Annotated in this window: 13 protein-coding genes; 3 read left to right on the top strand and 10 right to left on the bottom strand. The window is 62.2% G+C overall.

What is annotated here, in order from left to right:
• Positions 1 to 7 precede the first annotated feature (7 nt).
• Positions 8 to 769: an SDR family NAD(P)-dependent oxidoreductase gene (locus SO156_RS26880; RefSeq protein ID WP_498536858.1), complete on the bottom strand. Its 762-nt coding sequence runs from the start codon at positions 767 to 769 to the stop codon at positions 8 to 10.
• Entirely contained in the window at positions 766 to 2424 is a 1659-nt protein-coding gene (locus SO156_RS26875) for an AMP-binding protein (protein WP_498536857.1), read from the bottom strand. Before SO156_RS26875 ends, SO156_RS26880 begins: the two co-directional genes overlap by 4 nt.
• 273 nt (positions 2425 to 2697) lie before the next feature.
• On the opposite strand from SO156_RS26875, the gene SO156_RS26870 reads away from it, so the two are divergent.
• Complete coding sequence (locus SO156_RS26870) at positions 2698 to 3630, top strand: zinc-binding dehydrogenase (protein ID WP_498536856.1); 933 nt, start codon at positions 2698 to 2700, stop codon at positions 3628 to 3630.
• A 23-nt stretch (positions 3631 to 3653) separates the two neighbouring features.
• Here SO156_RS26870 and SO156_RS26865 read toward each other — a convergent pair whose 3' ends face one another.
• From SO156_RS26865 to SO156_RS26845, 5 genes are read right to left on the bottom strand one after another with little or no spacing between them, the layout of a single operon-like run.
• A complete protein-coding gene (locus SO156_RS26865) occupies positions 3654 to 4871 on the bottom strand; it encodes an ABC transporter substrate-binding protein (RefSeq protein WP_498536855.1) in 1218 nt (405 codons plus the stop codon).
• 25 nt (positions 4872 to 4896) lie between these two features.
• On the bottom strand, positions 4897 to 5592 hold the full coding sequence (locus SO156_RS26860) for an ABC transporter ATP-binding protein (RefSeq protein WP_498536854.1): 696 nt from the start codon (positions 5590 to 5592) through the stop codon (positions 4897 to 4899).
• On the bottom strand, positions 5589 to 6287 hold the full coding sequence (locus tag SO156_RS26855) for an ABC transporter ATP-binding protein (protein ID WP_498536853.1): 699 nt from the start codon (positions 6285 to 6287) through the stop codon (positions 5589 to 5591). Before SO156_RS26855 ends, SO156_RS26860 begins: the two co-directional genes overlap by 4 nt.
• A 1-nt stretch (position 6288) precedes the next feature.
• Entirely contained in the window at positions 6289 to 7320 is a 1032-nt protein-coding gene (locus SO156_RS26850) for a branched-chain amino acid ABC transporter permease (protein ID WP_498536852.1), read from the bottom strand.
• Positions 7317 to 8174, bottom strand: coding sequence for a branched-chain amino acid ABC transporter permease (locus SO156_RS26845; RefSeq protein WP_498536851.1), 858 nt, complete (start codon positions 8172 to 8174; stop codon positions 7317 to 7319). Before SO156_RS26845 ends, SO156_RS26850 begins: the two co-directional genes overlap by 4 nt.
• Before the next feature lie 355 nt (positions 8175 to 8529).
• Between SO156_RS26845 and SO156_RS26840 the strand changes: the two genes are divergently transcribed.
• Positions 8530 to 9405, top strand: a complete 876-nt coding sequence (locus SO156_RS26840; RefSeq protein ID WP_498536850.1) for a MaoC/PaaZ C-terminal domain-containing protein — start codon at positions 8530 to 8532, stop codon at positions 9403 to 9405.
• Positions 9406 to 9470: 65 nt separating this feature from the next.
• On the opposite strand, the gene SO156_RS26835 is transcribed toward SO156_RS26840, so the two are convergent.
• From SO156_RS26835 to SO156_RS26825, 3 genes are all read right to left on the bottom strand, one after another.
• Entirely contained in the window at positions 9471 to 10526 is a 1056-nt protein-coding gene (locus SO156_RS26835; protein ID WP_498536849.1) for a DUF7064 domain-containing protein, read from the bottom strand.
• Entirely contained in the window at positions 10523 to 11815 is a 1293-nt protein-coding gene (locus tag SO156_RS26830) for an MFS transporter (protein WP_498536848.1), read from the bottom strand. The genes SO156_RS26835 and SO156_RS26830 overlap by 4 nt, the downstream gene beginning before the upstream one ends.
• A 98-nt stretch (positions 11816 to 11913) precedes the next feature.
• A complete protein-coding gene (locus SO156_RS26825; RefSeq protein ID WP_498536847.1) occupies positions 11914 to 12999 on the bottom strand; it encodes a phosphotransferase in 1086 nt (361 codons plus the stop codon).
• A gap of 145 nt (positions 13000 to 13144) precedes the next feature.
• On the opposite strand from SO156_RS26825, the gene SO156_RS26820 reads away from it, so the two are divergent.
• A complete protein-coding gene (locus SO156_RS26820) occupies positions 13145 to 14077 on the top strand; it encodes a LysR family transcriptional regulator (RefSeq protein ID WP_498536846.1) in 933 nt (310 codons plus the stop codon).
• The last annotated feature ends 34 nt before the right edge of the window (positions 14078 to 14111 follow it).

Here is a 14111-nt window from a genome sequence, read left to right as displayed (position 1 = left end):
CTTTCTCCTATTTTGCAGGAACCGTCCAACCGCCATCGGCGGTGATGACCGCGCCCTGGATGTAGCTTGCGTCGTCGCTGGCAAGGAACGCTGCCAAGGCCGCGATCTCCTCGGGCGCACCAAAGCGCCCGCCCGGCATCTCGGCCTGCCGGGCGGCAATCGTCGCCTCATCGAACTGCGCAATCGAGGCCGGCGTTCCGATCATGCCCGGCGCGATCACATTGACGCGGATCCGCTTCGCCGCCAGCTCGATGGCCGAGGCCCGCGACAGCCCGACGACACCGGCTTTCAGCGCAGAATACGCGATGGAATCCTTGGCCGGATGAAACGCCGAGACCGAGCTCAGATTGACGATCGCGCCGCCGCCACGGCGCTCCATCTGCGGCACCACGGCCTGCGTCGCCCAGATCAGGCCATGCACGCCGACGGCGAACATCCGCTCCGCCGTGTCGACAGTGATCTCTTGCAACGGCTCGAAGCGCGCAAACACGGCGTTGTTGACGAGCACAGCGACCGGCGCATCGAACTCGCGCTCAATGCGGCCAAACATCGCGTGAACGGCTTCGCGCTGCCCGATATCGACTTCGTAACCTCGCGTGTCGAACCCCATCTCTTTCAGCCGGCCGACCGCAGGCTCCAGGCGGCGCGCGCTGATATCGACACAGGCCAGCCGTCCGCCCTCCTGACCGAACCGCTCGGCGATCGAGAAGCCGATGCCGCGTGCCGCGCCGGTGACGACGCAAACGCGGTCCTTGAGACGTCCCGTCATGCGCTGGCCTTCTGGGCCGGCTCGGCGAACGCCTTGGCGATCTCGCGAAGCTGAAATTTTTGCACTTTGCCGGCCGGCGTCTTCGGAAGGTCCGCGACGAGCTCAATGCGCTCCGGCCAATATTGCTTGGCGACCTTGTGCTCGGCCATGTGTGCCTGCACGGTCGCCAGGTCGAGCGTCGTGCCGGGACGCAGGACCACGAATGCGCAAGCCCGTTCCCCGAGCCTTGGATCCGGATAGCCGACGATCGCGACCGAGAGCACGGCCGGCAGCTTGAACATCAGGTTTTCGATGTCGAAGACCGGAACGTTTTCGCCGCCGCGAATGATGATATCCTTGATGCGGCCGTCAATCCGGATGTAGCCCTCGTCGTCCATATAGGCCATGTCGCCGGTGTCGAACCAGCCGTCGGCGTCGAACGGCTCCATGTCCTCCCGCTTGTAATAGCCGAGGAACATCTGGGCGCCGCGAACCTTGAGCAGCCCGCGCTCTCCAACCGCCGCCGGAGAGCCGTCCATGCGCAACACCTTGACTGCAACGCCGTCGACAGGACGCCCATCCGTCTTCGAGGATTTCTCGAGTGCACGCTCAGGTTCGGTCAGCGTGCTCGAGAGCGACTCTGTCATGCCCCAGAGCGAGCAGACCTTGAGATCGAGCTCCCGATAGGCGCGATCAATCAATGCAGGCGGGATCGGGGCGCCCGCACAGAGGAAATTGCGCAATTCAGCGGGCTTCTTCGCACCCGTGGCTACGGCCTCGCACATGTCGGCGAGGAACGTCGCAGCACCGGCCGAATAGGTGACGCCCTCCTTTGCCATGATCGCGACACCGCGCTTGGGCTCCCAGATGTCCTGGAAGATGACGGTGGCACCGATCTTCAGGCCGAGCAGCATGCCCGCGGCAAAGCCCGTCATGTGTCCGAGCGGCGAGCAGACCAGCATCGTATCGGAGGCATCGAGGCGGAAGCGCCCGCCTAGTCCGATACAACAACCCATCAGCGTGTTGAGGCAGTGCATGACGCCCTTCGGCGAACCCGTGGTTCCCGAGGTGAACATCAGCACGGCCATCCGGTCGGCCGGCAGCGCGCCGATCTCGCCGACCGGCGGCGGCCCGAGGCGCTCGCTGCCGGACAGCAAGGCCTGCTCGAAGCCATCCGGTCCCGCGCCATCGACGACGATGACCTGCTTCAGCTTCGGCAGGCCCGGCTGCAGCGCGCGCGCCATCGCTTCGTGATCGAACCCGCGGAACAGTTTTGGGACGACCAGCAGCTTCGTCTCGGCAAAGCCGAGCATGTAATTGAGCTCGTGCTCGCGGAAGATCGGCATCAGGGGATTGACGACCGCGCCGACCCGGAACGCTGCCAGCGCAATGACCGCGAATTCCCACCAGTTCGGCAACTGGACCGATATGACATCACCTGAACCAACACCCAGACGTCGCAGCGAGGCAGCTGCGCAGGAGATCAGATCGCCGAGTTCGGCGTAGGTCAGGCGTTTTGCCGTGTCGCGATCGGCGCGATCCGCCATCAAGGCGAGCTTGTCGGGCGTGGCGGCGATCGTCTGCTGCAGGAACTCGTCGAAACTCTTGTCGACCCAGAATCCGCTGGCACGCATTGCGCGCGCATGCGCCACGGGATCGAAACGATGCTCGCTCATGACGTTGCCTCCATGACGATTGATCGATGCTCTCGACGGCATTTAGTTCGCTAGTGTATTATATTTGGAATGGACCGCAACAGTAAAATGGACGAGAATTTTTGCCTGCGGCCGCATGACGCCGCTTCATCTTCGTGAGCTAGTGCATCAGTTTAGATCGGCGGCGGAAGCAGGAGGAAGACGGACATGAAGGCGGCAGTCCTGGAACGACGCGGCGCGGACGGCGTGGTCTGGCGCGATTTCCCCGATCCCGTGCCGGCTGCTGGCGAGTCCGTGCTGAAGGTCGCGGCGGCATCGGTCAATCGCGTCGATCTCTACATGCGCGACAATGGCAACGGCATCACCCACCAGCTGCCGCAGGTCATGGGCGTCGAAGCGGCCGGCGAGATCGTCGAGGCCGCACCCGGAAGCGGGCTGAAGGTGGGGACTAAGGCGGTCCTCTTCTCCGAAGCTTTTTGCGGCATATGCCGTTACTGCCTGGCGGGCGATCAACCGCTCTGCGAAAACGTCAAGATCATGGGTGAGCATCGCCACGGCGGCTTCGCCGACTACGTGGCAATGCCCAGCGCGTGCTTCTTCCCTCTTCCCGACGACACGGATTTGGTGGCTGCGGGCGCCTTGATGACGGGTCACCTGACCGCGTGGCGCATGCTGTTCGGCAAGCGTGCGCTGCAGCCCGGCGAAAGCGTCATGATCGTCGGTATCGGCGGGGGTGTCGCGGTCGCCTGCCTTCAACTTGCAAAGCTGGTCGGCGCCCGCGTCTTCGTCACGTCCTCCAGCGATGAGAAAATCGCCAGGGCCATCGCGCTGGGCGCGGATGGTGGCGTCAATTATCGGACAGAGAGGGTATCGGCCGCTATCCAGCAGATGAGCGGTGGCGGTGTCGACATGGTGATCGACAGCGTCGGAGAAGCGAGCTGGGGTGAATCGCTGCGTTCCCTTCGTCGCGGCGGCCGCCTCGTCACCTGCGGTGCGACCACGGGTTCCAACCCGCCAGCCGATCTGCAGCGGGTGTTCATCCGCCAGCTGGAGATCTACGGCTCGACCGGCGGCAGCGTCGGTGAATTCCGGCAACTGCTCGATGTGTTCAATCGCGGCCTGGTCATGCCGGTGATCGATACCTCCTTCACGATGGCAGACGCTCCCTCGGCGCTTGCGCGACTTGCCTCCGGAACGCAGTTCGGCAAGGTCTCGCTCGTGGCTTAGCCACGAGCGAGACGAGACCGGCGTCACATCTTGCAGGCGGGGTCGACGGGCGGAATAATGTCGGCCCCCGGCTCGATCTTCTTGATCTGGTAGACCGGCTTGCCCTCCGGACCCATCGCGATCTGACTGATCGCCATCCGCCGCGCAATTTGATGATCGCCTGCGCGGACCTCCACATCACCCAGCACCGTCTCGGTCTTGAGGCCGGACAGCGCTGTGCGAACTGCGTTGATGTCGGTCGAGTTCGCTTTCTGAAGCCCCGCCGCGATCAATTCGATTGCGGCATACTGGTCGGCGCTGGTGTAAGGCGGGAGCTCGCCATTGTACTTGTCCTTGTAGGCCTTCACGAAGGCCTCGGTCTTCGCACCGGGGAAGCCGGCCACGAAGCCGATGTTCTGGTAGACGCCCAGCACGGTCTCGCCCTGCGCCGGCAAGGTCTGCGGGATCACGAAAGAATTGCCCAGCACCATCTTGTATTTCTTGAACAGACCGAATTGTTGCTGCTGCTTGGCGAGATTGATCGCATCGCTGCCGAAGATCGTCACAAAAAGGCCGTCTGCCGGATCGGCGCCGAGTTCCGAAATCTTGGTGCCGAAATCCGGCGTGCCGTTGGGCGAGAACAGGGTCTTGCCGATGGTTCCGCCCTGCGAGGTCACCAGCGCCTTGAACTTGTCCGCGGAATCACGCCCTGCGGCATAGTCGACCGCAATGATGTCCCACTTCTTGATGCCCTGATCCTTCAGGAACTCCCTGAAGGTTCCCATGATCATGGAGTCGTTGGCATTGACCCGGAAATAGTTCGGTGTGCAGTTCTTTCCGGTGAGGCCGTCGGCATTGGCCATCACTTCCATCATGATCGCCTTCAGCGCCGGCAGCTTGGCCTGCAGCGCAGGCGTCACCGCCGATGTGTCCATGCCGGTGATGAACATCGCACCGTCCTTCTGGACCGCGCGGGTGGCGCCGTCCACCGCGGTATCGGGCGTGCCGGGATAGGAGATGAAGGTCGCTTCCAGCTTCTTGCCTGCCGCGCCGCCGGCGGCGTTGATCTGCTCGATCGCGAGGTTGACCGCCTTCACCTGGGTATCCTTCAGGCCCGCGAGCGGTCCGCTGTCGATCAGGAGGACGCCGATCTTGACCGTATCCTCGGCAAAGGCCGCGGTAGTTACGGCTAAGGCCATCGCTGCGCCAACGGCAACCGCGCGCAGTGCGCCGAAAGCCAGCCCCTTGGATGGTGTCTTCATGTCCTCCCTCCTCTGTTGTCTTTTGTTAGATCGCCATCAGTGCCTGGTTCTCCGGAGCACCAATGGCCGCGATCGCGCCTGAACCGACAACCTCACCTTTCGCCAGGATGACGAACCGGTCGGTCGCGCGCTTGACGAGGCTGAGATGCTGCTCGACGACGAGCACGCCGGTGCCGGCGCTGCGAATTGTGTTGAGCGTGTCGACCAGTCCGTCGATCAGCACCGGTGAAAGACCTTCCGAGGGCTCATCGAGCAGGATGAGGCTGGGGTTGGCCATCAGGGCGCGACCGATCGCGAGCATCTGCTGCTGACCGCCGCTCAGCATGGTGCCGGGCCGATCGGCGCGCTCCTCGAGCACGGGAAACAGCTCGTAGATGGTCTTCAAGGTCCAATGCCCTGCCCGGCCGGTCGACCGACCCAGCAGCAGATTCTCTTTGACCGTCAGGTTTGGCAGGATGCGGCGCCCCTGCGGTGCAATCGACACGCCAAGCTTCGCAGCTGTGTAACCCGGCAGGCTGTCGATCCTGATGTCGCGAACCCAGATCTCGCCGGACGAGATATTGGTTTCGCGAAACACGGAGAGCAGCAGCGTCGACTTGCCTGCGCCGTTGCGACCGACCAGCGCAACGGACTCCCCCTCTTCGACCGTGAGGTCAATGCCACGCAACACCGTGGATGCGCCATAGCCGGCAAACAATGACTGGATTCGTAGCGCGCTCATGCCGCCGTCCCCAGATAGGCCGCAATAACGCGACTGTCGGCGCGAATGGCTTCGGGCGCCCCTGTGGCGAGATGTCGACCGAGATCCAGCACGGTGACGATATCGCAGCAGGCGAACACGGCATCGACGTCGTGCTCGACCACGACGGCTGCAATCCGCCGCTCGCGGACGAGATCGCGCACATGCTCGAAAAGGCGCAGCGTCTCCGTGGCCGACAGGCCGGCCCCCGGCTCGTCCATCAAAAGGAGACGGGGACGGCCGATCAGAGCCAGTGCGACGTCGACCCGACGCTGCACACCATAGGCGATGCGCCCCGCTTTCTGGTTGAGATAGCCGCCGAGATCCATGACCTCGATAACATCGTCGAGTTGATCGTCGCCGAGATGCTGCGCGACCAACCTGAGTTGGTCATGCACGGTCAGGTCCTGGAAGATGCTGGTGCGTTGAAACGAGCGCGCCATGCCCTGCCGACGACGCCAGCTGATCGATCGGCGCGTGATGTCCTCGCCGCAATAGCGGACGTGCCCAGAGCTCGGCCGCCGGCGGCCGCAGATCGCATCAAGCAAGGTGGACTTGCCCGCCCCGTTGGGGCCAATGACCCCGTGCAGGACGCCATCGCCGCGCACATCGAGATCGACGTCGCTCAGCGCGCGCACCGAGCCGTAACTCACGGACAGTTTCTCGATCGCAAGCATGTCAGGCCTCCCGCCGCCAGCCGAGCCGCTTCGACAGGCCAGACAACCCACCGACGACGCCGCGCGGGAACACGACGATGAACACGACGATGGCGATGCCGGTCAGCAACTGCGTCAGCCCGCGCGCGCCGAACTCGTCCTGCGCAAATGCGAAGATCAACCCGCCAAGGATCGGCCCGAGCGATCCGGAGATGCCACCGATCAGCGCGGCGACCAGCGTATTGGTGCTGACAAACAGGCCCAGGCTCTCCGGCGACACGAAGCCGGCATTGAGTACGTGCAGAAAGCCGGCAATCGCGGCCACGACGTTCACCAGGACATATCCAATCAGCCGCGGCAGGAAGGTGTTGAAGCCGGAGAAGCGCATCCGCTCCTCGTTCTCCCTGATAGCGCGGAGCACGGCACCGAGACGGGACCGTCCGATCCCCCGAAATGCCAGTCCGACCAGTACGGTCACAATGAAGGCGAGCGACCAGAACTGCGCCGGATCAGCAAAGCGCGCCGCGTCGACGCCGAAAACCGATCCATTGATCCGCACGACAAGCCCGTCTGCGCCGCCGGTGTAGTCGCGCAACCCCTCAAGCAGCACAGCGTGGCTCATCATCTCGCCGGCGGCCAGTGTCAGCATCATGAAGGCAAGCGGATTGGTTCGGACGATCAATGCGCCGAGCATGGCCGAATAGACGAGAAGAAGCAGGAATGCGACGCACAAGGCAGCCGTCGGCGTCAGGCCCCAATCGTTCATTCCGATAGCGAACAAATATCCGGCGCCGCCGTAGATGCTGGCGGCACCGAGCGCCACGAGACCGGCTTGGTTCATCAGGAAGGCGACACTCAGTGCCAGCAAGCCTAGGAGCAAGCCCTCGCTGCCCAGACGGAGCACGAAATCGCTGGCGACATACGTCGGAACGACAGCGCCGGCGCCCAGCCCGATCAATCCAACGACGATCGCAAGCGATCGCCGCGGGAACGGACCTCCGAGCGTGGTTGCGGCAGATGCACGCAAGTCGTCGGTCATCGCGCCGTTGCTCAACTCAGCACCCTCCCGCGCCCAATGCCGCCCGGCGCGATCAGCAGCACGACCATCAGCAGGATGTAGGGCACGAGCGCTGCGAGATTGGGCAGGAAAACCGATCCCGCGACCTGAACGAAGCCAAACAGCAGCGCCGCAATGATTGCGCCGCCAATGCTGCCGGTGCCGCCGATCACCACGATGATCAGGCAGTTCACGATCATGACGACGTCCATTCCGGGATCGACCGACAAATAGGGCCCGGCCAGCACCCCGGCGATGCCGGCAAAGGCGGTGCTGAGGCTGGTGACCAGAAGGCTGAGGCGATCGGCATTGATGCCCATCATGCGCGCGACCGAGGGATCCTGGCTGACCGCCCGCACATACAGTCCCGACGAGGTCCAGCGCAGCCATAGCGCGAGCAGCGCACAGGAGCCGAGCCCCATCACGATCAGGAAGAGGCGGTATACGGGGTAAGACAGGTGGAGAATGGTGACCGATCCCGAAAGGATCTTCGGGGCGTCGACGCTGCGCGCCTCGCCGCCATAGAGGTAAATGATGATTTGACCGACGATGATGCCGAGACCCAGCGTGACCAGCGCGACTTCGATGTGCGAGCGCCTCTGCAACGGCCGTAGGGCCAGATGCTCGAATGCGATCCCAAGCAACGCCAGCAAGATCGGCACCAGCAGCAGCGCCAGCCAGAATCCCCCGACTGTGGCTATCGTATAGCCAAGATAGGCACCGAGCATGTAGATCGCGCCGTGCCCGAAATTGATGACGTCACGGAGGCCGTAGATCAGGGCCAGCCCGCTCGACAGCATGATCAGCAGGGAGGCCAGCGCCAGCGAATTCGCAATCAAGAGTGCGATCACGACGGTATGACCTTGTCACGACGCATCGATGCGCTGCACACGCCCGCTCGATGCGCCGCCAGCCTGCGCACTCGACCTCGCAAACGGCCCTCCTGCCACCACGCGGCATCCGCAGCGGATATCCGATCGCGCTGCGTGCCGGCCTTCAGCATTTCCCGTCCTGTCGGACAATCTCGAGTTCAATGCTCTATTAGTACACTGGTTTATCATATACTGGTGTCCGGCGCAAACCCAAATCGGAACCATGCGCTGCGGCATCTCGTGCAGACGGAGGGTTTGCGCGGGGAAGTGCTCGCCGACACTCGTACGCAGCACAACGGTTTCAAGTCTCGCGTTGTGCACGCCAGGGGACCCGATGAACCTCGACCATGTCGTTGCGCGGCGTTTCGCGCCCATCCATCAATCCTATAATTGGCGCGACTGCGCGCTCTACGCCCTCGGCCTTGGCATGGGGGACGATCCCCTGGACGAAGACGAATTGCCTTACGTCTACGAAGGGCGCGATCAGCGCGCCGTCCCCAGCATGGGCGTGACGCTCGGCTGGCCGCCGCTATGGATCGCCGAACCTGAAACCGGAATTGCCTGGACCAGGGTCCTCCACGGCGAGCAGCGCCTCACGCTGCACCGCCCACTGCCCGTCAGCGGATCCATTCGTGCCGATCATCGGATCAGCGCGGTCGAGGACAAGGGACCGACGCGTGGCGCCCTGCTCTATTTTGATACCGAGCTGTTCGACGCTACCAGCGGCGAGCGACTGGCAACCCTCTGCGCGACCGATTTCCTGCGCGGCGACGGCGGCTGCGGCAATTACGGCGCGCCACCGCTCCCAATCACACCGATCACCGACGGCGCAAAACCCGACGCCAGCGTCACGTACCGGACGCCACATCAGGCAGCCCTGCTGTACCGTCTTGTCAGCCGCGACTATATGCCGATCCACGCAGACCCGATGATCGCTCGTGAGGCAGGCTTCGATCAACCGATCTCGCACGGCCTGAACACGCTCGGCCTTGCCTGCCGCGCGATCCTGAAGAGCTATGCGCCGGGCCGGCCCGAGCGCATCGGTACGCTCGCGGTGCGGTTTGTCGCACCGGCCTATCCCGGAGACACGATCCGGATCGACTTGTTCGAGCAGGGCGAGGCAATTCGATTTCGGGCGTGGGCGCTCGAAAGACAAGTAATGTTGCTTGATCGAGGCGAATGCAGGCTCCTCGCTCCCTCACGAGCTTAGTCCACGCCCTGGGGCACTCAGGCGGTCCGTGGCCCCCCCGGCAGAGCGACCGCCTGCCCTCATCATCAGCTCGTGATCGCGGGAATGCGGTCGGTCCAGCGGCGCCCACGCAATCTCGCGTCGACGGCGAGCGAATGGTTTTCCTGAGCGGAGCCGTGACCAATCCGACCCTCGAGCTCCCACCTGATCAGGCCGATCCAGCAGATCGCATTACCGTAAGCGCGCCAGGGGGCGCCGGCGAGAGGCACGCCGCGCAACTGATGTTTCCGACCCCGCTGATCCGTGACCAGCGCATCAATCACAATCGGCGTAATGCCGAGCCGCGTCATCGTCATCTCGACATTCATGATCGCCATCACCTCGCCATTGTCGAGCAGATAGCCGTGAGCAAAGCGCTGATCTTCACCGGCCGGCTTCTCCGGATCGAGATGCATATGGAAGCGAAATCCCAAGGCTTCGCCAAATTGGGCCCAAAGCGAGTTCATCGGCGGGATCTCCAGTTCCGGCCGCGGCCCCCAGCTATGGTTCATTCTGTCGACGATATCGATCGCGTACTCCTTGCCTCGCAGCTTCAGGGTGCCCTTGAAGCGGCCATGCATGTCGTAATGCCCCTTATAGCCGCTGCCCATCGACGTGCGCGCCAGCCGCTCTTGCTCAGTCTTGCCCGCGAGCGGATTCTGGTCGGGATCATGGATGTCGAACGGATCCATGATTCCGATAATATCCATATGCAGCTCGGTGCCTTCACGACCGACATAGTCGATGCGATAATCGCGGGGCGGCTTGACAGCTTTTATGCTCAGTCCGTTCGGACCTTGAATATGTGAAAACCGTTCCGGCGCCGGGAGATGGAAGCGAGTGTCGACATACAACGCTTCGAATTCAGTCTCGCTCACGGCCCCGATGAAACGGACATCATTCTGCATGCATCCGAGGACGGGACGAACGCAGACATAAATGTGGCCGAAGATGCGCTCCTCGGGAATAGATACCGGCAGGTAATACGTCTCCCCCCAGGTATAGTCGTCCTTGTCCGTAAAATGATATTCGAGATCCTGCGCGGTGATCATTTCATTTTCCCTTTCGCTTTCGGCCGGCTCGGTTGCCCGGTCCAGATTCATGCATCGGATTTTCTAAAGCAGGCTGACATGAGCACGCCGGAGATCGCAACGCTGGCGGCGATGGCATACATGCCAAGGACGGTCGAACCAGTCGCATCGGTAATCAAGCCAAGCATGTACGGGCTGACAAAGCCGCCGAGATTTCCGATCGAGTTGATGGTAGCGAAGCCAACCGCAGCCGCCCCACCGATGTAGATGCGTGCGAGATTGGCCCAAAATACCGTTGAGGCGGACAGGATACCGACTGCCGCCATCGTCAGGCCGAACAGCGACAACGGAATGCTGGCGCTGAAATATGCGCTCATCCCGAATCCGATCGCGGTCGCCAGAATGGCGATCGTCCGCACCGTACCTCTTCGCCCGGGGCCATCCGAAAACGGGCCGACAAAGACGACTGAAAGGCCCGCGGCGAGCCAAGGCAGCGCGGACAGCCAGCCGATCATCATCGTGTCCAAAACGCCTGCCTGCTTGATCAACTGCGGCAGCCAGAACGCGATGCCATAATAGCCAATCAGAAGAAAGAAATAGGCCAAGCAGGCCAGCAGCGTTTCCGGCTTCCGCAGCGCATCCCTGTAGGTGTGCGCATCGGCCGTCTTGGCAAGCGTCGCGACGGCATCCTGGGCGACGCGCTTTTCTTCGTCAGTCAGCCAGTTCGCATCCTTGATATCGTTTGCCAGGCCGAAAAGAATAAGCGGCGCGACAAGGACAGTCAGACCGCCCTCGATCGCGAATAGCCACTGCCAGCCGGAGTATCCGGCCACGCCGTGAAATTGCGTCATGATCAAACCGGAAAGCGGTCCCGCCGCGACGAAGGCGATCGGCACCGAGACCCAGTAGAGAGAGTTGAAGCGGCCGCGCTGGCTGTCCGGAACCCATTGCGACAAATACAGCATCACGCCCGGCGCTGTCCCCGCCTCAGCCGCGCCGATGACAAAGCGCAAGACATAGAACCAGGTCGTGTCCGTCACAAACGCCAGTCCGATTGTGGCGATGCCCCAGGTCAGGACGATACGGGCAAACCAGATCTTGGCGCCGATCTTCTGCAGCGCGACATTGCTCGGAATCTCGAACAGGAAATACCCAATGAAGAATATCCCGGCGCCGAGGCCATATGCAGCATTGCTGAAACCCTGCTCCTGTCGCATTTGCAGCGCCGCAAATCCGACATTGGCCCGGTCAAGATTGGCGAAAAAGAAGATCAGAATAAGGATCGGAACGATCCGCCAAGCGATCTTGGTATAGAGCCGGTCCACGGCCACGATTGCACCGGCATCAGCTACCGTCGTCATTTATCTTCCCCCACAACGCTGTTTTGGTTGGCAGTTGACCACGCTTATTCTGAATGCGCGCGCATCGGACCCGCGACTTCGACGTCTGGGTTGCACATTCAGCAGAACGCCGGGAGCAAATCGAGCACGTCCCAATCCAGCATCGCGGTGACGGCACGGTTCATCAAAGCGTGCTTGCGTCTAAGTGCCCGCTCGTGGGTATTGATGTTGATACCCACGATGTACAGAACCGTGCAAAAGTCGAACAACATCGCCTTGCGATAGTCTTCGCGCGCGTCTTCAAGCGGATATCGTATTCCGAACGAACCGATACGCTCGACGTACCGCCTCAGCAGCTCATGCTCGTTGGCGCGCCTGTCATCCACGTTCATGCTGTGGCTGACCAGATACGCGAAGTCCCGCATCCCCTTGGACGGCCGTACAGCCTGCCAATCGACCGCGACGATCGGGTCTTTGCCGTCCTGTCCGAACAGGAGGTTGTCGAGGCGAAGATCGCCGTGCCCGAGCGTCGACGGCTGGGAGGTAAGCCACTCTTGAAGCGGGACGATGGCGTCGAGATAAGCCTCGCGCGCAGCACGGAAACGATCCGGCACGTGCTCCCCGAACCGCGCCTCCATCTCATTCCAGGCCGTGACATACCTGTCGCGCGACGGCATCACCAGAGGCGCGAGGTCCACCGTCGCCATCTTGCCCCAATATGGGCCGTGCAATTGAGCCATGAGATCGATCGCAAGGCGCGCCTCGCCAACCTTGAGACCCACCGTTTCGTCCCCCGGTCGGTGGTTGGGAAAATCCTCGAGAAGCAGCGCAAAGAACTCGCCATCGCATGTCGTCTCGGCGAAGTAACATCCCGGCGCCCGGACGCTCGCGGCCTTCAAGAGGACTTTGTAACAATCGACCTCTCTCTGGTAGAGACCGATCGCTTTCGACGCCTTTCGCCGCACCGGATCTGTCGTGGCGAATTTCACGAACAAGCTGGCCGGTCCCGTCGTCGGTGTTCCCGATTGTGCATAGCGCAACGACAAGCGCGCCGACTCTCCCGTTTGCCCGAAACCAAGTCCAATCGGAGTGGCGTCGAAGCCATCAATCTTTTCGCTCGGCGCTATCAGCAGATTTTCTCGCAGGATGCCCGTCAACCACGCAGGATCGACTTCCCCCAGCGACACAGGAAAGGCAGCGCTCATCGTTCCTCCCGCAGGCGACAGTGCAATATGCCATCCTGCAAATCGTCTTCTTGTCGTCAGGCGTAGCACGCCACTCGAGTTGACGCGTTCGAATCTGCGGTGATAGACTTATCGGTCAATCCGATAAGACGTTTGCAAGGTGAGGATGCCACCCATCGAGTTACGTCAACTCCGCTATTTCATGTTTCTGGCGGACGAGCTGAGCTTCAGTCGAGCAGCTCGCAAGGCGAATATTTCGCAATCGTCGATGACCGACCAGTTGCAGCGGCTCGAGGATGTCTTGGGCGTACGCCTTGTCGATCGGAACCGGCGCAACGTCTGCCTGACTCCCGCTGGAAGCGTTTTGAAGCGGGAAGGCCAGGATCTGCTCGAGAGAATCGAAGCCTTGGCCGAGAAGACGCGTGCGGCGGGCGGCATTTCCAGGGAGCGATTGCGGATCGGCTACTCCGAGATGGCTCTCAGTTCACCCATGCCGCGGATCATCCAGAACTTTCGGCACCGCTACCCCGACACGGACACCATCCTGCTTGAGCAGTCGTCCAATGGCTCCGAACGCGCGTTGCTGCACGGCACCTTTGATTGTCTGTTCGTACCAGACCTGCAGGCGCACCCGAGGATTTCGAGCCTTGGTATTGGTGACGACGCGGTGCTTGCCTGCATGCCCGACTCCTCCCACCTGCTCGATAGCCCTTCGGTCTGCCCTGAACAGTTCCGAGAGGAGTCCATTATTTTGCCCGAGGAAGGGAGCCGCTTCGGTGATCGAATTATGGCCGCATTTGCGCGCGCAGACGTCAGGCCCAAGATCGCCGCGCGAATGTCCCGCGCATCTGCGATCCTGACGCTCGTCGCTGCCGAAGCGGGAATAGGCTTCATCCCGCTCTCCCTGGTCGGCCTGGTACCGAGCGGCGTAGGCGTACGACCGTTTGCCAATCCGCCTTTGACCATCCCGTTTTCGTTGGTGTGGCGGAACGACCCGGTCAATTGCGTCGTCGAACGATTCGTCGCAATTGCACGCGAAACTGTCGGGCAAGCCGATAAACTAGCGTCCGGGAGAACGATAGCGATCTCGGCGGTGTGACTTCTGCCCGCTCATTTCCCGAAGACGGTTGGCT

Source organism: Bradyrhizobium sp. UFLA05-125 (assembly GCF_059803515.1).
Note: the sequence above shows the minus strand (reverse complement) of the source record. Positions and strands in the feature narration are given on the sequence as shown.

What these genes read in the sequence shown, in the direction of transcription:
- SO156_RS26880 (WP_498536858.1), bottom strand. Translation starts at nt 769, where the DNA reads ATGACGGGACGTCTCAAGGACCGCGTTTGCGTCGTCACCGGCGCGGCA.
- SO156_RS26875 (WP_498536857.1), bottom strand. Translation starts at nt 2,424, where the DNA reads ATGAGCGAGCATCGTTTCGATCCCGTGGCGCATGCGCGCGCAATGCGT.
- SO156_RS26865 (WP_498536855.1), bottom strand. Translation starts at nt 4,871, where the DNA reads ATGAAGACACCATCCAAGGGGCTGGCTTTCGGCGCACTGCGCGCGGTT.
- SO156_RS26860 (WP_498536854.1), bottom strand. Translation starts at nt 5,592, where the DNA reads ATGAGCGCGCTACGAATCCAGTCATTGTTTGCCGGCTATGGCGCATCC.
- SO156_RS26855 (WP_498536853.1), bottom strand. Translation starts at nt 6,287, where the DNA reads ATGCTTGCGATCGAGAAACTGTCCGTGAGTTACGGCTCGGTGCGCGCG.
- SO156_RS26840 (WP_498536850.1), top strand. Translation starts at nt 8,530, where the DNA reads ATGAACCTCGACCATGTCGTTGCGCGGCGTTTCGCGCCCATCCATCAA.
- SO156_RS26835 (WP_498536849.1), bottom strand. Translation starts at nt 10,526, where the DNA reads ATGAATCTGGACCGGGCAACCGAGCCGGCCGAAAGCGAAAGGGAAAAT.
- SO156_RS26830 (WP_498536848.1), bottom strand. Translation starts at nt 11,815, where the DNA reads ATGACGACGGTAGCTGATGCCGGTGCAATCGTGGCCGTGGACCGGCTC.
- SO156_RS26825 (WP_498536847.1), bottom strand. Translation starts at nt 12,999, where the DNA reads ATGAGCGCTGCCTTTCCTGTGTCGCTGGGGGAAGTCGATCCTGCGTGG.
- SO156_RS26820 (WP_498536846.1), top strand. Translation starts at nt 13,145, where the DNA reads ATGCCACCCATCGAGTTACGTCAACTCCGCTATTTCATGTTTCTGGCG.